Raw genomic sequence first — 18054 nt, 5'->3', positions numbered from 1 at the left:
CCGGTGCCGCCGTCCCGCCTGCCGACCGCCGACCTCGCCCGCGCCGCCGGGCGGGTGATGGCGCCGTCGGCCGTCACCGCGGGCCTGGTCGCGGTGCTGGTCGGCGTCACCAGTTCGGCGGCGATCGTGTTCACCGCCGCGGAGGCCGCCGGCGGCACGCCCGGGCAGATCGCCTCGTGGATGCTCGCGCTCGGCGCCGGCATGGGCGTCACCTGCATCGGGCTGTCGCTGCGCTACCGGGCCCCGGTGGTCACCGCCTGGTCGACCCCCGGCGCCGCGCTGATGGTGACCGGCCTGCACGGCGCGACGATGGCGCAAGCGGTGGGCGCCTTCCTGGTGTCCGCGCTGCTGATCACGCTCAGCGGCCTGACCGGCTGGTTCGAGCGGGTGATGGACCGGGTGCCGGTGCCGCTGGCCTCCGGACTGCTCGCCGGCGTGCTGGTCCAGTTCGGCACCGGACTGTTCGGGGCCCTCGACGACGACCTGCTCGTGGTGCTGCCGATGTTCCTCGCGTACCTGGGGAGCCGCCGCTGGCTGCCCCGGTACGCGGTCCTGGTGGCCCTGACCGTGGGCGTGGTGGCGGCAGGGGTGGACGGCTCGCTGCGACCGGGCGCCGTACGCCTCGCCGTCGCCGAGCCCGTCTTCACCATGCCCGCGTTCGACGCGCAGGTGATCGTCAGCGTGGGGCTGCCGCTGTTCGTCGTCACCATGGCCTCGCAGAACCTGCCCGGCGTCGCGGTCCTGCGCGACGCCGGATACCGGGTGCCCGTCTCCCCGCTGATCGGCTGGACCGGCGCGGTCAACACGCTGCTGGCCCCGTTCGGCTGCTTCGGCCTCAACCTGGCCGCCATCACCGCGGCCATCTGCACGGGCGAACAGGCCCACCCGGACCGCCGGCAACGCTATCTGGCGTCGGTCTGGGCCGGCGTCTTCTACCTGGTCGTCGGCCTCTTCGGGGCCACGGTCGCGGCGCTGCTCACCGCGCTGCCCGCGGTGCTCGTCCTGGCCGTCGCGGGGCTGGGCCTGCTCGGCACCATCGGCGGCTCGCTGGCGTCCGCCCTGACCGACGAGCGCTGGCGCGAACCGGCCCTGGTGACTTTCCTGGCCACGGCCTCCGGGGTGAGCCTGCTCGGCATCGGCTCGGCCTTCTGGGGGCTGCTCGCCGGCGTCCTCACCGCCCTGGTGACCCGCCGCCGCTGACGCGCCACTGGTCCGCGGGAGAGGGCGTCAGGCCAGGTCGGCGGCGAAGAGCTCGGTTCCCGGGGCGGGGGCGGTGGTGGCGGCGGCCACCGTGAACCAGAAGATGCTGCCGCCGCCGGGGTTCGGTGCCACGCCGATCTCGCCGCCGTGCAGGGCGACAATGCGCCGGCAGATGGCCAGGCCCAGGCCGATGCCGGGGAAGGCCTCGGCGGCCGGGGCGCGGTGGAAGGGCGCGAAGATGCGGTCGCGCTGCTCCTCGGGTACGCCGATGCCGCGGTCCGCCACCTCGATGCGGAACCAGCCCGGGGCGTGCTCGCGGGCGGTGATGGTGACCTTCGGGTCGGTGCCCTGCCGGACGAACCGGACGGCGTTGTCGACCAGGTGGCCGACCACCTCGCCGAGGAGCCGGGCGTCCGCCATGACCGCGGGCAGGTCGCCGACGTGGATGCCGGGGTGCCGGTCTCCGGCCCGGTCGAGGCGGCCGGCGACCACGTCGAGGGTCAGCGCGGTCGCGTCGATCGCCTCGGGCTTGAGGGCGGCGTCGCCGGCCGACGTGTACGCCACCAGCTCGTCGACCAGGCTCAGCATGCGCCGGGCGCTGGCACCGACCCGGGTCAGGAAGCCGTGCGAGGCCTGGTCGAGCTGCGCGGCGACGTCCTCCACGAGCATCTCGGTGACGCTCGCGATGGTGTGCAGCGGGGCGTGCAGGTGCTCGCCCGCCGCGGCCGCGAAGCCGGACAGCTCCGCATCGCGTTCCCGCAGCGCCTCCTCGGCGGCTCGGGTCTGGTCGCGGGCGGCTCGTGTCTCCTGCTGTGCCGTCCGGGCCCGCTCGTCGGCGGCGCGGGCGTCGGCGGCCTCCCGCCGGGCGCTCGCCGCGGCCCGGTTGCGGCCCGCCTCGGCGGCGAGCAGCCCCGCGCCGGCCAGCAGGCTGAGGACGGCGGCGGCGAGTGCGGTCAGCGGTGCCGCGACCGTACGCCCGGCGCCGGCCAGGGTGGCCGTCGGGCGGACGAGCACGTGCCACACGGTCCCGGCGACGGTCACGTCGACGGTGTCCCGCACGGCGCCGACCGGGCTGCCGTCCCCGGTCCACCGGGCGATCTCCCGGGTACCGCCGTCGGCGGTGCTCGCGGTGACGACAGCGGCCACGCCCGCGACGTCCGCCGCGCGCACCGACTCCCGGAGCAGCTCGTCCGCGCGGACCGCGACCACGACCCAGCCCCGGAACCCGGTGCCGTACACGGGCGCGACCAGGTCGAAGGCGGCCGGCTGGGCGGCCGCCGGCAGGGTGCGGTCGGCGGGCAGGACGTGCACCGGCCCGGCCACCAGGCGGCCGTTCTCCCGGGCCAGGCGCATGGTCTCGGCCAGGCGCGGGTCCGGGTCGAGCGAGGTGCGCGGGGGCGGCGTGCTGCCGTCGACGGTGTGCTGGGCGAGGATGCCGCCGGCCGCGTCCGCGACCACGATCTGGTGCGCGCCGGCGAGCCGGGTGCCGGAGATGCGCGCCACGGTGGCGGACAGGGTGGCGGCGGGCTGGGTGGTGGCGGCCGCGGCGATGTCGTGCATCGTGTCGGCGTACCGCTGGAAGGCGGTGCCGAGGGCGGCGCGCACGCCGGCGCTGCGCAGGGTGAGCGCCGCGGTGGCGGCGTCGCGTTCGGCGGTGGCGATGCCGGCGGCCGCGGCCGCGCCGGTGCCCAGCCCGAGGGCGAGCGTCGCGGCGGCGAGGGCCGTGCCGCGCGGGCCGGCCGCCCGGATCCACCTGGTGAACGTCACGCTGCCCCTATCGGAGCGGGCGGAACGCGATTGAGAGGCGGCGCCGGTGGTTGCAGCTTTGCTCCCGTTCACGGCGAGAGAAGCTCACATAACGGATATGTTGGGCAGGTGAGGGGCCGGTCCGACCATCCGGGGGGACGATGAGCACCATTCTCCTCGTGGAGGATGATCCGGACATTCGGCACCTGGTGGCGTACAAGCTCGAGAAGGCCGGACTGGACGTCGTCGCGGTGGCCGACGGGCTGTCCGCGCTCCGCGAGGCCCGGGCACGACCGCCGGACCTGGTCCTGCTCGACGTGCGCATGCCGCGCATGTCCGGCATCGAGGTCTGCCGGGAGCTGCGTGCCGGACCCCTGCCCGGCGACGTGCCGATCATCATGCTGACCGCCCGGTCCCGGCCCCAGGACCTCGAGCAGGGGTACGCGGCCGGCGCCACCGACTACGTCGTGAAGCCGTTCAGCCCGCGGGAGCTGCTCGAACGCGTCGAGGCCACGCTGGCGCGGGTGGCCCGGTGATGCTGGGCCTGTTCACGGTCGTCATCGCGATCCTCGCCGCCGTGGTCGCCGTGACCGCCGCCGGCATCATCGTCGTGCGCCTGACCCGCCGGGTACGGGAGGCCAAACGCACCCGGCTGGCCGCGTCGCCGCGCAAGGCGCTGCTCGCCTTCGTGGCCGACAACGGCGAGGAGGGCGGCGACGACCTCGTGGCCATCCCCGACGACGCCTGGCGCGCCGCCGAGCCGCACGCCCTCGCGCTGCTCGGCAAGCTCCGCGGCGAGGCCCATCTCGGACTGGTCTCCGTCTTCCTGCGGCGCGGCACCGCGCGCGCCGCCCTCGCCCAGCTCCGCTCGCGCAGCCCGGTCAAGCGGGCCCGGGCCGCCCAGGTCCTCGGCGACCTCGAGGTGCGCCGGGCCGTCCCCGACCTGTGCCGGCTGCTCACCGACCGGCACGGCGAGGTGCGCGTGGTCGCCGTACGCGCGCTCGGCCGCATCGGTGACCCGGCCGCGGCCTGGCGCATCATCGCCAGCCTGGACCGCTCCGATCCGCTGCCGTCGCTGCTGGCCAGCCACAGCCTGGCGCAGCTCGGCCCGGAGGCCGAGGTCACGCTCTCGGCCGCCCTGGACCATCCGCAGGCCCGGGTCCGCGCGGTCTGCCTCGACGCGCTCGGCCTGCTCGGCGCCACCGGCTCGGTGCACCGCATCGCCCGCATCCTGCGCGAGGACAGCCACCTCGACGTGCGGATCGCAGCCGCCACCAACCTCGGCAAGCTGGGTACGCGCAGCGCCCTCGAACCGCTGACCCACGCGCTGCACGAGTCGCGGCCGACCGCCCTGCGCGCCGCGGCGGCCCGGGCGCTCGGCGATCTCGGTGCGCCGGCCGCGGTGCCGACGCTGGTGAAACTGCTCGGCGACGACGCGTTCCAGGTCGCCCACGAGGCCGCGCACGCGCTGCGCCGCATCGGCCCCGCCGGCCTCGAAGCCCTGCGCGACGTGATCGCCTCCGAGCGGGCGGCGGCCCAGGCCGCCGGGATGGGCGCGCACGCCCAGCGGTCGGCGGCGGCCGGCCACGCCGAGGAGGCGCTCGCGCTGGCCGAGGTGCTCAGCGACGAGCGGGTCGGGGCCGCGCGGTGACGGAGGTGGTGCGCGAGGCGCTGCGCTACACCGACCTGGCGATCTTCGGCTACTTCATCGCGCTGAACAGCAGCTACCTGGTGCTGATCGCGCTCGCCGGCCTGGAGTTCGGCGAGCACCTGCGGCGCCTGCCGTTCGCCGGCGCCGACGACATGTTCCGCAGCCCGCTCACCCTGCCGGTCTCCGTGATCGTGCCCGCGCACAACGAGGGCGCCGGCATCGTCGCCGCGGTCCAGGCGATGACCGCGCTGCGCTATCCGCGCTACGAGGTCGTGGTCGTCGACGACGGCTCCTCCGACGACACCTTCGAGCGGCTCAAGGCGCGGTTCGACCTGGTCGCCGTGCCGCGGGTCGTGCCGTCCGAGGTGCCGTACCGCTCGCAGGTGCTGTCCGTGCACGTCGCCCGCGCCAACCCGGAGACCCTGACCGTGGTCCGCAAGACCAACGGCGGCAAGGCGGATGCGCTCAACGTCGGCATCAACCTGGCCCGGCACCCGCTGGTCTGCATGGTCGACGCGGACTCGGTGCTCGACCCGGACGCGCTGCTGTCGGTGGCCAAGCCGTTCGGTGACGACCCGCTGCGCGTCGCCGCCTGCGGTGGAGTTGTCCGCATCGCCAACGGGTGCAAGGTGGTCGGCGGGCGCGTCGTGGACGTCCGGATGCCGCGCTCCTGGCTGCTGCGGGTGCAGGTGGTCGAGTACCTGCGGGCGTTCCTCATGGGACGCACCGGCTGGTCGCGCCTCGGTGGCCTGGTGGTCATCTCCGGCGCGTTCGGCCTCTTCCGCCGCGACCTCGTGGTCCGCGTCGGCGGCATGGACCCGGACACCATCGGCGAGGACGCCGAGCTGGTCGTCCGCCTGCACCACCATCTGCGGCAGTCGAAGGAGGACTACCGCGTCATCTTCGTGGCCGAGCCGGTGAGCTGGAGTGAGGCGCCGTCGAGCCTGAAGGTGCTGGGCCGGCAGCGGCGGCGCTGGCACCGCGGCATCGCCGAGATCCTCGCCAAGCACCGCGGCATGATCGGCAATCCCCGGTACGGGCGGATCGGCCTCGTCGCCCTGCCGTACTACGTGGTGTTCGAGCTGCTCGCGCCGTTCGTGGAGCTGGCGGCCGTGGTGCTGCTGCCGCTGGGCCTGTGGGCCGACGCGATCGACGTCGCCTTCGCGTGGCGGTTCGTGCTGGCCGCGTACGGGTACGGCCTGCTCGTCAGCCTCACCTCCCTGTTCATCGAGGAGGTCTCGTTCCACCGCTATCCCCGCTGGTCGGACGTGGGTCGCGGGGTCGCGGCGGCCGTCCTGGAGAACTTCGGCTACCGCCAGTTGCTCGCCTTCTGGCAGGTCGCCGGCGTGCTCGGCGCGTGGCGGGGCCGCACGGCGGTGTGGGGCACCATGACCCGCGAGGGTTTCGGCGGCGAGGTCGACTCACCCGAGATGGTCAGCACCGGCCGCGGCTGACCCGCCCGGCTGTTCCCGGTCCGCGACCGTCGCCGGCACCGGCACGCCGGTCCGCGGATGCCGCAGCCCCGGATGGTCGCGGGGCAGGCTGCGCCGGATCACCCACCAGCTGACCGCCAGGCACGCGGCGACCAGCGGCCAGGTCAGCACGGCCCGCGCCACCCCGAGCGCCACCACGGCGTGGGCGGCCCACAACGGCACGAAGACCGCGAGCCGCACGACATACTGCAGGACCCAGATCCAACTGCCGCGCCCGTACGCCCGGAGCAGGTCGGGATCGCGCCGCCACCGCGTCTTCTGCCCGAGCACCGCACCCACGACGAGCCCCAGCAGCGGCCACCGGATCACGATGCTGACCGCCCACAGCAACGCGCTCGCGGCGTTGCTGACGATCTGCAGCAGGAAGAAGTCCTCGGCCCGCCCGGTGCGCAACGCGACCAGCGCCGCGACGCACACCCCGAGCAGCCCGACCAGCACGGCCCGCGGCCGGTCGCCGTGCCGCAGCCGTACCCCGGCGACGGCCAGGGCCGCCACCAGCGCGGCGGCCGCACCGACCCAGACCGAGCGCCCGCCGGCCAGCCAGCCGGCGACGAAGACGACGGGCGGCACGGTCGCATCGAGGGCGGCCCGGCGCCCGCCCAGCACCTCGGCCAGCGACTCCGGTTCCGCCACGCCCCACCCCGCTCTCGAAGTTAGGACAGCCTACCTTCCGGTTCGGCTCGGGCCACCGTGCGGCTTGCCGCCCTCCCGGCCGCCCGCCGGCCTATGCGTCGACGCTGTGCGCCGTCTCCTCGGGGGCGAGTCCGCGGTCCACCACGGACCCGGCGTCGCGGCGGGTGAAGGCCGCCGTCGTCGCGGCCAGCAGGGCGACGCCGAGGAGCCACCCGGCGATGACGTCGCTGGCGTAGTGCACGCCGAGGATGATCCGGCTGATCCCGGTCAATGCCGCCACGAGGAGCGCGCCCGCCCAGAGCAGCCGGCGGTGGCGGACCACCGGAAGCAGGACCAGCACGAACACTCCGGCGGCGAGGGTGGCGTTGAGGGCGTGTCCGGACGGGAACGAGAAGCCGGTCGCCTGGGCGACCGGGTCGAGCAGGTCGGGACGGTGGCGGCCGACGAGCAGTTTGAGCAGCGCCCCGAGCAGCCCGCCGACCGCCATGGTGACGACCACCCAGAGCGCCGTGCGCCGGGCATGCCGGCGCAGGAGCCAGATCACCAGCAGCAGGGCGGCGAACCGCAGGGGGAAGGGGGCGAAGACGTTCGTCCACCAGGTCGTGACACCGACCCAGCCCGGATGTGCCAGCGCCCAGCCGTGCAGCGTGCCGGTAAGGGCGGCGTCCGCCTGGTGCAGCGGTGCCCAACCGCCGGTCACCAGCGCGGCGATCAGGGCGAAGGGCACCAGCACGCCGAGGGCCAGCACGGCGGCGCCGGTGAGCCGGAGGCCGAGTCTCATGCCCCACTCCTACCCTCGGGCCGCCGGCTTACGCCGGGGACCCGGTCAGCGCCGGCCCGGGTGCCACCGCAGCGGTCCCGGGTGCAGGCTCCACCACGCGCGCCGCCACCAGGATCGGCGCTGCCGCAGGGCGGTGGCGTAGGCGACCGCCTGGCCGCCGGCCCGCCGCGCCTGCTCGTCGGTCGCCGACGCGGGGGCGAACGCCACCGTGTTGACCGCCGTGACCAGGGCGTCGAGCGGCGGAAGGCCGGTGCCGTCGGCCGGGGTGGCGCGGCGCAAGCGCGGTTCCTCCGCCGCGGGTGGGGTGGTTGCGGTGGGTGCCGTCGCGAACTCCGCGGCGAAGGCCGCGGCCTCGGTCGCCGCCAGGTGGGCGGGCACGGGGCGCCCGGCCAGCCGGAGGGCGTCGGTGAACTCGAACCAGGCGCCGGTGATCCGCTCGGCCGGGCCGCCCGTGGACAGCCGCCGCCGGCGCAGAGCCCCGCGCATGGACAGCAGCGTGGCGGCGGCCGCGGCCAGGATCAGCAGCGCCGCTCCGCTCGTACCCGAGGCGACCAGGACCCGCGACGGGCCGCCGCCGGCCGGGACCGCGGGAGCGGCCACCGCCGGCGGCGCCGAGGCGCTCGGCAGGTCCGTCGCCGGCGGCGGTTCCGAGGTCGGCGGGGCGGTGGAGGGCTTGGGCGTGAAGTCGTCCTCGACCGGGCGGGGCGGGTCGTCGCTCTTGGGCAGCGGGTCGAACGCCACCCAGCCCAGGTCGTCGAAGAGCACCTCCGGCCAGGCGATCGCGTCGCCGCCGGTCACCGGGCCGCCCGCCTTCGGCGCGGCGAAGCCCACGACCACCCGCGACGGCAGGCCGGTGAGGCGCGCCAGCAGGGCGAAGGACGCCGCGAACTGCTCCGAGGTGCCGCGCTGGCCGCCGCGGTCGCGGGGGCCGAACAGGAAGTACGACAGATTGGGGTACGCGTGCCCGCTCGGCGCGTCCGCCACCATGCGGTAGTGCTCGGCGAGGAACTCCTCGATCGCCGTCGCCCGGTCGTAGGCGGCGCCGTTGCCGTCCGCCAGCTCGTCGGCCAGGCGCTGGATCGGCTCGGGTACGCCCGCCCCGACGGCGAGGAAGCGGGCCACTTCGTCGCCGGCCGGCGAGTCGGCGGCGGGCAGCAGGTTGAGGTCCGGCTCCTGGGTGTCCGACGTGACGGTGTAGCGCAGCCCGGGACGCAGCTCCTCCGGGCGGATCACCGTGCCGCTGGCGGCGTCGTACGCGATGCGGGTGCCGTCCACGCCGGCCGGGGTCGGCACCACCGGCAGCAGCCGCCCGGTCAGCTCCTGCACCGTGATCTCCTGCGTGACCCGGGTGACGGGCACGTCCGGCAGCAGCGGCGGCCGCGGCAGCACGCGCCCGGCGTTGCGGTACGTCGCCCCGACCCGCCACGTGATGCCGTCGTAGTCGGGAAGCACCGCGAGCCGCAGGCGCACCTTTCCCTTGCCCGGGACCGAAGGGCCGACCTCCAGCAGCTTCTGCTCGGGCGCCAGCGCCCAGCCGGAGATCCGGTTCAGCGGGCTCTCGTCGAGGCTGTCCACCCGCGGCGGCTCGACGTACCGCCGGGGATCGACCGGGGTGGCGGTGACCCGGCCGCCGACCCACGGGCCGAGCGCCGCGATCAGGCCGAGGAGGACCACCAGGCCGGCGGCGGACCCGGCGAGCGCGCGCCCCCGCACCGCCGCGCGGGTCTTCGCGGGCATGCCCGCGAGCGACGGGCCACCGGCCGGCCGCGCGGTGACGGCCAGGGCGGCGACCACCGCGCCGGCGAAGGTGAGCGTCGGCCACCCGGCGCTGCCCGCGTTGGGCCCGACGACGTAGAGCGCGCCACCGTAGAGGGCCGCCGCGGGTACGCAGCCGAGGAGCACCCGGCCGGCGCGGACGGCGACCTCGCACCCGGCGAGCCCGGCCAGCCAGGCGGCGATCACGGGTACGACCACGGTGTCCGGCGTGGACTCCACCGGGATCATCGCGGTGAGCAGCCGCGGAATGCCGTTGACCAGGGCGTCGGTGACGATCTGCGGCAGCGGGTCGGAGAGCGCGGCATGCCCGGCGGCGATCTTCAGCGCCGCGGTCGCGTACCCGGCCAGCGCCACGACCGAGATCGGCGCGACGCTCCAGGACGGCAGCCGCCGCACGGCGACGCCGACGCCCACGGAGCCCAGCGCCGCGCCCGCGACCAGCCGCAGCAGCAGGCCGTCGGCGTAGATGCGCCCGAGCACGGTCCCGCAGAGGGCGATCAAAACCATCAGGGCCAGGGGTACGACCGCGGCCCGCAGCCACCTCACCATCCGCGCACCCCGTCCCAGGCGCCCGCGAACTGCTCGCCGTCCTCGGCCTCGATGACGATCATCCCGCCGCCCGTGGCGACCGGTGCCGCGTCGGGGTCGCCGAACAGGCCGGCGATCACCACCGGGTACGGCCCGCGCAGCGCGCTCACCGCGCCGAGGTCGGAGCGCCCGCCGGGGCCGGTGAGGAAGACGAGGGTGTCGCCGAGCCGGCCCTGGCGCAGGCTGCGCACGGTCCGGGTGAGGTCGCCGTCGCGCAGCCCCGCCTCGGTGAGGACGTCGAGGAACGGCCCGACGACCGCGCCGGAGACGAGATGCAGGGCGACGGGCAGGTCCTCCCGGACGGCGGCGGCGACGATGGAGGCGGCCGCCTCGCAGGCCGCCTCGAACGACTCGGCGGTGCCGTCGCGCTGCCCGGGATGCGCCGTGGCCCGGTCGTCGAGCACCACGACGATCGTCGGCTCGCTGGTGTCGAGCTGTTCGCGGACCATCAGCTCGCCCACCTTGGCCGAGCTGCGCCAGTGCACGCGGCGCAGCTCGTCGCCGACGACGTACTCCCGCAACGAGTCGAAGGTGATCGTGCCGTGCGGCACCTTGTCGATCCGCCCGTCGAGGCTGCGCGCCATCCCGGCCGGTACGGCGCGCAGCAGGTGGATCCGCGGGTGCACCCAGACGGTGGTGGTGCCGCCGTACGCGCGCGACAGCGTGAGCAGCCCCAGCGGATCGTCGCGGGTGACCCGCAGCGGGCCGACCGGCACGACCCCGCGCCGGGTGGTCGGCACCGGGTATCCGACGGTGGTGTCCCGCCCGGGGCGCAGGCGCAGCAGTGGCACCGGCACGCTGTCCGGCCCGCACCGGTCGGTGGCGACGAGGTTGGCGGCCCGCAGGCGGCTGGTGTTGCGGACGGTCAGGGTCATCGCCGCGGGCTCGCCGCGGGGGACGCGGTCGGGCTCGGCCACCCGGTCCACACCGAGCCGGGGCCGCCAGAGCCCGAACGCCACCGCGCAGAGCACGGCGGTCCCGGCGGCCGCACCGAGCAGTGCCAGGTCGGGATAGCCGAAGCGGAACCCGACCGCGAGCAGCACGACGGCGGCGAGAACGACCCCGGCCCCCCGCCCAGTGATCCGCGCGCCCCGCCCGCCGAGCCCGGGGCGCGTGCCGGAACCGGCACGGCGGGCGGTGAACCCGGATCGGGGGGTCCCGCTCCCGGGGGCGGGCGCGTTCACGCTCCGGCGCGCTGGTTGTCCGGCAGCGGGACCGGGACCGAGCGGACCGCGTCGTCGAGGACCTCCGCCGCGGTGACGCCGCGGAGCTGGGCGTCCGCCGACAGCAGCAGGCGGTGGGCGAAGACCGGCTGCAGCAGGGTCTTCAGGTCCTCCGGCAGGACGAAGCCGCGCCCGTTGATGAGCGCCCAGGCCGAGGCCGCGCGGGTCAGGGCGATCACGCCGCGGGGGCTGACGCCGACGCGGACCTGCGGGTGGTCGCGGGTCGCGGCGGCGAGGCGGACCGCGTACGTGTAGAGGGGGTCGGCGATGTGCACCCGGGACGCCATGCGGACCATCTCGCCGACCGTGGCCGTGTCGGTGACCGGCTCGAGCGCGTCGGGGGAGCGCAGTGCCGCGCCGCGCAGCACCTCGACCTCGACCTCCTCGGCCGGGTATCCGACGGAGAGCTTGACCAGGAAGCGGTCGAGCTGGGCCTCGGGCAGCCGGTAGGTGCCGTCCATCTCGACCGGGTTCTGCGTCGCCACCACGAGGAAGGGCTGCGGCACCGGGTGCGGTACGCCGTCGACGGTGACCCGGCGCTCCTCCATGACCTCCAGCAGCGCGGACTGCGTCTTGGGCGAGGCCCGGTTGATCTCGTCCGCGATGACGATGTTGGCGAAGACCGGGCCCGGGTGGAACTCGAAGCCACGGCTCGCCTGGTTGAAGATCGTGACGCCGGAGACGTCGGAGGGCAGCAGGTCGGGCGTGAACTGGATGCGACGCCACTGGCCCCGGACGGCCGCGGCGAGCGCCCGCGCCAGCGTGGTCTTGCCGACGCCGGGAACGTCCTCCAGCAGGACATGGCCCTGCGCGAAGAACGCGGCCAGGGCGAGCCGGACCACGTCGGGCTTGCCCAGCACGACCATGCCGATCCGGTCGGCGAGCTGCGCCGCGATGCCGGCGAAGCCCTCGATGTGCGCGGGCGGTAGGGGCTCGGTGCTCACAGGGACGTCCTCAACACGTGGGCAGGTCGTTCACATCGTCGCCACCGTCGAGGTTGAGCCACGCGAACGGGATGTAGTTCTTGCCTTTGTAGTTGACCTGGATCCACCAGGTGCTGCGCTTGTCGTTGTTGTAGATGTAGGCGTAGACCTCCTCGCCCTGCTTCTTGCAGTACGCCTCCAGCCGGGTGCCGGGCTCGGCCCAGCCGACCTGCTTGCTGTTGTCCTGCCGGGTGACGCTGAAGATCTCGTTGCCGTTGCGGCCGGCACGGTCCGCGTCGCAGTAGGTGGCGGTGGCGCCATCCTTGCCGTTCTTGCAGGTCGCGGTGCCGAACAGGGCGTCGGTCCGCTGCTGGCGGGCCTGCGTGACCTCGCCGGCCGCGTTGCGCGCGCTGACCGTGAACGTGTACGTCGTGCTCGGCTTGAGTCCACCGAGCTGGAGGCTGGTGCAGCTGCCCGAGGCCGAGCCGCCGCCGTCGGAGGCCGAGACCGCGCAGGTCGCCGTGCCGCCGCCGGCGTCGACGGTGAAGGTGACCGTCGCGCTGTTGAAGGTGGCCGAGGACCCGGTGATCGTCACCGCGGGCTTCGCCACCGTGCGGGCCGTCGCGGAGCCGGGCTCGCCCTCGCCGGCCTCGTTGACCGCGCGGACCTCGACGGCGACGGTCTCGCCCTCGCCGAAACCCTCCAGCGTGGCGCCGGTGCCGTCGGTGACCTCGGTGGTGCGGCCGCCGGCGGCGACGACGTACTTGGTGATCGGACGGCCGTTGTCGGCCGGTGCGGCCCAGGAGACCCGGATGGTGCCGGGCCGGTCGCCGACCGTCGCGGCGTCGACGCCCTCGGTGCGGCCGGGCCTGGTGAAGGGCACCACGCTGGTGCTGACGGGCGAGGCCTTCGAGCCGGCGCCGCGCTCGTTGACCGCGACGACGGTGAACGCGTACTGCTTGCCGTACTCCAGCTCGCCGGCGGGGATGGTGAGCGACGTGCCGTCCTTCGCCTCGCCCACCGGCGAGCTGCCGCCCTCGCTGATCGCGGTGACCGCGTAGCGCTCGATCTCGAGTCCCTGCCCGTTGGCGGCGGGCCAGCTCACGACGACCGTGCCGTCCGGCTTCGCCTCGGCGGCGACGGCCGTCGGCGCGTCCGGCACCTCGGCCGTGGGCTTGACCGCGTTGCTGGCGCGGGCCGGGCCCTCGCCCTTCTGGTTCACCGCGCGCACGGTGAACCGGTAGGTCTCGCCGTTGGTCAGGCCGGTGACGTCGAGCGACCGCTGGTTGGCGCCGACCGGGAAGGTCCGGTCCGCACCCTCGACGACATACCGGGTGATGGGCGCGCCGTTGGCGGGCGCCGCCTGCCAGGTCACCCGCACCTGGGCGTTGCCGGCCGCGGCCCGCACGGCGCGCGGTGCGCCCGGCTTGGTCACCGGCGGCTTCTTCGGCTTCGGCGGCGGCGGGGGCGGGTCCGGCGGGGTCGGCGGCGGGTCGCCACCGAGCACGTCGTCGGCATACTTGTCGACCACCCGCACCGTGTGCGCGCCGTCGACGACCCGGGCGGTGGACGCACCGGGCGCGTTGATGAACAGGTAGCTCTCGCGGACCTCGAGCTCCAGCGGGCCGCCGGGGTCGGGGAAGCCGATGTCCTTGCGCACCCGCCCGGCCTGGTCGAAGACGTGCACCGTGCCGGTGGACTCGTCGGCGACGTAGAAAAAGCCCTCCCAGGCGACCGCCGCCTGCAGCTCGGCGCCGTCGCCGGGCACCGGGAAGTCGGCGGTGGTCCGGCCCTGGCTCACGCCGTAGACGCGCCGGGCGTCGGGGACGGTGACCGGCACGACGTCGCCCTCGGTGTGCGCGGGCAGCGAGCCCGGACCCTCCAGCGGCAGCGTGACGGTCTGCTTGGCCGGGCCGCGCACGGTCGTGAGCTCGTTGGTCGTGCGGTTGAGCACGGCGACGCCGCTCTCCAGCGTGGAGATGGTGAGGTCGTGGTTGCCCGGGGCGACCGACTCGGTGCGCACCAGCGCGGGCCCGGCGGCCGCCTGCCCGGCGCCGGTGCTCACCGAGTCGGTGCCGGAGCCGCTGGTGGTGGCACCGTCGGGCAGCGGCGCGGGAGTGATCACCGACACCGTGCCCTCGCTGGGCACGGCGATCCACAGATTGCCCTTGCCGTCGAAGACGCCGCCCGTGATGCCGGGCGGGAAGCGCAGCGACTGCCCGATCGGGGTGAGCGTACGCGGGTCGAGCTGGCGCACCTCGCCCTGCACGGTGTCGACGATGAAGGCGGCGTCCTTGTCCAGCGCGACCCGCACGCCGAGGCCGGAGGTGGTCGGGGCGGTCGCCGCCTCCTTGAGCGAGACGAGGTCCATCGTGCTGACCAGGCCGGTCTGCACATCGCGCAGGATGACGAAGCGGTCATTCTGGGTGACCTGAACCTGGTGCCCGCGGGCGCGTGGCACGTCGACCCGGGTGTCCACCCGGGCCGTCACCCCGTTGACCCGGGCGGCCTCGCCCTTGGTGCGGCTCCAGACCCAGGAGGCCGCGTCGAAGCTGGCGACCGCCTGGTCGGCGGCGCCGAGGCCGAGCACGGTGAGCCCGAGGCCCGCGACGAGGGCCAGCACGGTGCCGATGGTGACAAGGCCACCGCGGCCCCGCCAGCGCTTTCCGCGCCGCTCGGTGACGGCGTCCTCACTGGACGCTTTCGCAGTGGCCACGGTCTGGATCCCTTCCGGTGCACCGGCTCTCATCCCCCAGGACGCAGGCCATCATAGGGGCCGCGGGGGCGGCGTGGGCATCGGGCAAGTCACGGTTGTGGATTGTGATGATCGCTCACGGTGATCATCACCGCGGCGGTCCGGAGTCGGCGTCACTCTCCGTACGGTTGGTGCACGCCTGCGGTGACGTGGCGAACTGGCTGGTGCTGTAGACCGCCACCACGGCGAAGCAGTAGTCCAGCTCGGCGTTGAGGCCGTTGAGGTCGAACGAGGTCGTGGCGGGCCCGACCTGGCCCATCGGCTTGAGCTGCTCGCCGCGGCGGCCGCCGGTGACCAGGAACGAGGTGCGGCCGTTGGCGGGGTCCGCCCAGGTGAGCCGCACCGAGGACCCGTAGTCGCGCATCCGCACGTCGGTGGGGGCGGGCCCGCTCAGGGCCGGCACGCGGGGATCGCCGCCGTCGCCGTCGCCGCCGTCCGGCTTCGCCAGGACGACCACGAGCGCGGCCACGGCGATGATCACGCCGAGGACCGCGGCGATCGCCGCGAACAGGGCCGGAGCCTTGCCGGCGTACGAGGACCGCCCACCACCGGACGAACCGGACGCCCCGGGCTGCGCGGCGGTGAAGCCCGCCCCGGGTGGCGCGGCGGTGACGGCGGGGCCGGGCGGCGGAGGAGCGGAGGGATCGGGCTGCCGCTGTGCCGGCACCGCCGGCGGGGTGGGTGGGAAAGCGGCGGCCGTCGGCGCGGCAGGCGAGAAGGCTGCGACGTCCGGCGGCGGCGTGCGCGTGAAGGCGGCCGCCGTCGGGGTGAAGGCGGGCGGCGTCGGGGTGAAGGCGGGCGGCGTCGGGGTGAAGGCGGGCGGCGTCGGGGTGACGGCGGGCGGTGGCGTGGAGATCGCGGGCGGTGCGGCCGGCGGGAAGGCGGCCGTCGGCGCCGCCGGAGAGAAAGCTGCGGCGGCTGGCGGGGCGGAGGTCGCGGGCGGGGGTGAGGGTGGTGCCGAAGGTGGGGGAGTGGGCAGCTCGATGCGTACGGTCGGAGGGTCTTCTCCCAGGTAGGAGCGCGCCTGCGTGACCGTCCAGTGGTCCGGCCCCAGGACCGCCGGGCCGTGTGCGGCCACCCGGCCGAAGGCGCGGCGGGCCTCGTGGCGGTTCTCCATCTCCTCGGCGACCATGCCCAGGTCGAAGGAGATGCCCAGCATCGCCGGGTCGGCGTCGCCCAGCCGCCACTGCCCGGCCGCGTAGGCCTCTTCGAGCACCCGGCGCGCGGACGACGGGTCGCCGGCCCGCCGGTGCACCGCGGCCAGCTGCCGCGCCGTGGCGAGCACCTCGGGGTCGTCCTCGCCCAGGTTGACCCGTCCCAGGTCGACGGCGTGCTCGAGCAGCGCGCGGGCCTGCGCGACGTCGCCGGAGTCGGCGAGCGCCTGGGCACGCTGCCGGGCTGCCAGGAGCGGGGACGGCTGGGACACCCAGCCATGCTGCCTGGAACCGGGACCTTTCGCCAGTGCCGCTCCCCGGCGGGAGACCGGGGACCGTGTCGATGCCGGGTCTTCGCGCACGGGCGCGGAACGGCCGGACGGCGGACCGCGCCGTTGAGCCGAGCCGTTCAGCCGAACGGTCAGAACCGCGGACGCGTAGCCGACGCAGCCGTTCTGCGGTCCGCGCCGCCGGAATACGGTGCCGGAAGGCCCGGGTCCCGAGCCTTCCGACGTGGGTGGTGAGGTCGCCATGACCTATACGGTGCTGACCGGACAATTCGTCATTCGGTACGCGGATCTCCCGCGCCAGGGCCCGGAGCCGGACGGCGACACCGTCAAGTTCCGCCCGGACTCGCCGGCGCTGGTGGAGAGGTTGCCCCGGCCGTCCGGCACGCCGCCGGACCTCGGCGCCCGCGGGATCGCGGTACGCCTGGAGGCGATCGACGCCCTGGAGACCCACTTCGGCGAGACGCACCAGGAGCTCGCCGGTGCCAACGCCGCTCGCGACGAGCTGCTGCGCCTGCTCGGGTTCACGGGCGTGGAGTTCTTCGACGACCTGCCCAACAAGGTGCGCTCCGCCGACCGGGACAGCCTGCGGGGGCACGTGCTGTCCAACGGCATCGACGCCAACGGGCGCCTGATCGGCTTCGTCTACCCGGCCGAGCCGCCGGGACCCGCCGGCGGCACCGTCTTCCTCGACGACGCCGGTGCGGACCGGTCGGTCAACGCCCGGCTGCTCGCGGCGGGCCTGGCGTACCCCGCGTTCTACGCGACGTTGCCGGCGTCGCTGCGTACCCATCTCGCCGCGGTCTCCCGCAAGGCCCGCGCCGACGGCGCCGGGATCTGGCCGGCCGCGGCGGCCGACCCGGACGGTGCCGCCACGGTCACCGACCTGGCCGCCCTGCAGCGGCTGGTGTGCTGGCCGAAGCTGTTCCGCCGGCTGGTGCCGTTCCTGGCGGCGGGCGCCGCGAACCTCGACGGCTTCGACGCCTGGCTGCGCTCGGACCCGGTCAACCGGGACGACTCGCTGTTCCTGCTGGACCGGCTGGAGAGCGGCAATCTGCACGACGTGGTCGAGGCCGCCGGGCACCGCATCCGGATGACGGTCTGGCCCGAGGACTTCATCATCGGCCCGGATCCGGCACCCCCGGGCGCGCCGACACTTCCGCCGGCGCTGGCCGCGGGCGACGTCCTCATCGTGGCGGCCCTGCCCGACCCGGCCGGGGCGGATCGGGGCAGGGAGCGGCTGACGTTGCTCAACACCACCGCCGCGCAGGTCGACCTGGCCGGGTGGACGCTGCGGGACCGCAACGGCCGCGCGCAGCGGCTGGCCGGCACGCTGGCCGGCGGCGCGGTCACCCAGGTCGCCGTGGAGGGCCCGTTCGCGTTGGGCAACGCCGGAGCGACGGTCGCCCTGCTGGACGCGCTGGGTACGCCCATCGACGAGGTGACCTACCGCGCCGGGCAGGTCAAGGAGGGCCGCACCATCGCCTTCGGCCGGTGACCGTCAGCGGCGGGCGGCGCCGGCGGCGATGACCGGGAGCAGGGCGAGGGCGAAGACTCCACCGCCGGCGGCCAGGACGGAGTAGCTCCCGGTGGCGACCACGACGCCGGAGGCCATGCCGCCGGTGGCCCCGGCGAGGGCGATGGCGACGTCGACCAGGCCCTGCGTCCGGGCGCGCGTCTCCAGCGGCAGGGCGTCGGTCACGATCGCCGTGCCCGAGACGATGCCGAGGTTCCAGCCCGCGCCGAGCAGGCCGAGCGCCAGGGCGAGCGCCGGTACCGAGCCGCCGGGCGCGACGGCGGCGACGATGCCGGCGGCCAGCAGCGTGACCGCGCCGGCGGCGGCG

General features: G+C 75.4%; 13 protein-coding genes and 1 pseudogene. 5 read left to right on the top strand and 9 right to left on the bottom strand.

The features are described 5' to 3' along the window. Window positions 1-3: 3 nt before the first annotated feature. Window positions 4-1200, top strand: a complete 1197-nt coding sequence (locus IEY99_RS09200; RefSeq protein ID WP_229798381.1) for a benzoate/H(+) symporter BenE family transporter — start codon at window positions 4-6, stop codon at window positions 1198-1200. Between the two features lie 27 nt (window positions 1201-1227). Here the strand turns inward: IEY99_RS09200 and IEY99_RS09195 are convergent, their stop codons facing one another. After that, entirely contained in the window at window positions 1228-2967 is a 1740-nt protein-coding gene (locus IEY99_RS09195; RefSeq protein ID WP_189201383.1) for a sensor histidine kinase, read from the bottom strand. 140 nt (window positions 2968-3107) lie between these two features. Between IEY99_RS09195 and IEY99_RS09190 the strand changes: the two genes are divergently transcribed. The 3 genes from IEY99_RS09190 to IEY99_RS09180 are packed head-to-tail and all read left to right on the top strand — an operon-like array spanning window position 3108 to window position 6051. Continuing rightward, window positions 3108-3482: a response regulator transcription factor gene (locus IEY99_RS09190; protein ID WP_189201381.1), complete on the top strand. Its 375-nt coding sequence runs from the start codon at window positions 3108-3110 to the stop codon at window positions 3480-3482. Next, window positions 3482-4597, top strand: a complete 1116-nt coding sequence (locus IEY99_RS09185; protein ID WP_229798485.1) for a HEAT repeat domain-containing protein — start codon at window positions 3482-3484, stop codon at window positions 4595-4597. The genes IEY99_RS09190 and IEY99_RS09185 overlap by 1 nt, the downstream gene beginning before the upstream one ends. Beyond that, window positions 4594-6051 (top strand): glycosyltransferase family 2 protein, encoded by a 1458-nt coding sequence (locus IEY99_RS09180; protein ID WP_229798379.1) that lies wholly within the window; start codon window positions 4594-4596, stop codon window positions 6049-6051. The genes IEY99_RS09185 and IEY99_RS09180 overlap by 4 nt, the downstream gene beginning before the upstream one ends. Here IEY99_RS09180 and IEY99_RS09175 read toward each other — a convergent pair. The 7 genes from IEY99_RS09175 to IEY99_RS09145 form a co-directional block, all read right to left on the bottom strand. After that, a complete protein-coding gene (locus IEY99_RS09175) occupies window positions 6019-6723 on the bottom strand; it encodes a DUF3159 domain-containing protein (protein ID WP_189201377.1) in 705 nt (234 codons plus the stop codon). The genes IEY99_RS09180 and IEY99_RS09175 overlap by 33 nt on opposite strands. Before the next feature lie 91 nt (window positions 6724-6814). Beyond that, window positions 6815-7504, bottom strand: coding sequence for a phosphatase PAP2 family protein (locus IEY99_RS09170; RefSeq protein WP_189201375.1), 690 nt, complete (start codon window positions 7502-7504; stop codon window positions 6815-6817). Window positions 7505-7549: 45 nt separating this feature from the next. Then, window positions 7550-9829, bottom strand: coding sequence for a transglutaminase TgpA family protein (locus tag IEY99_RS09165; protein WP_189201373.1), 2280 nt, complete (start codon window positions 9827-9829; stop codon window positions 7550-7552). Continuing rightward, window positions 9823-10911: a DUF58 domain-containing protein gene (locus IEY99_RS09160; RefSeq protein WP_229798377.1), complete on the bottom strand. Its 1089-nt coding sequence runs from the start codon at window positions 10909-10911 to the stop codon at window positions 9823-9825. The genes IEY99_RS09165 and IEY99_RS09160 overlap by 7 nt, the downstream gene beginning before the upstream one ends. Before the next feature lie 137 nt (window positions 10912-11048). Further along, on the bottom strand, window positions 11049-12035 hold the full coding sequence (locus tag IEY99_RS09155) for an AAA family ATPase (RefSeq protein WP_189201371.1): 987 nt from the start codon (window positions 12033-12035) through the stop codon (window positions 11049-11051). 10 nt (window positions 12036-12045) lie between these two features. Further along, window positions 12046-14730: a fibronectin type III domain-containing protein gene (locus IEY99_RS09150; protein WP_373293308.1), complete on the bottom strand. Its 2685-nt coding sequence runs from the start codon at window positions 14728-14730 to the stop codon at window positions 12046-12048. A 127-nt stretch (window positions 14731-14857) separates the two neighbouring features. Then, window positions 14858-16195, bottom strand: coding sequence for a fibronectin type III domain-containing protein (locus IEY99_RS09145; RefSeq protein ID WP_189201368.1), 1338 nt, complete (start codon window positions 16193-16195; stop codon window positions 14858-14860). Between the two features lie 241 nt (window positions 16196-16436). Here IEY99_RS09145 and IEY99_RS09140 point away from each other — a divergent pair, with 241 nt between their 5' ends. Then, window positions 16437-17708 carry a lamin tail domain-containing protein gene (locus IEY99_RS09140; RefSeq protein ID WP_229798375.1) on the top strand — a complete coding sequence of 424 codons (1272 nt, stop codon included), beginning with the start codon at window positions 16437-16439 and terminating at the stop codon, window positions 17706-17708. A gap of 3 nt (window positions 17709-17711) precedes the next feature. Here IEY99_RS09140 and IEY99_RS34100 read toward each other — a convergent pair. Next, window positions 17712-18054, bottom strand: a pseudogene (locus tag IEY99_RS34100) (MFS transporter); the annotation flags it as partial.

This window comes from Couchioplanes azureus (assembly GCF_014648355.1).
GTDB lineage: Bacteria > Actinomycetota > Actinomycetes > Mycobacteriales > Micromonosporaceae > Actinoplanes > Actinoplanes azureus.
The sequence above is the reverse complement of the archived record's forward strand: the minus strand, read 5'-3'. Positions and strand labels throughout refer to the sequence as shown.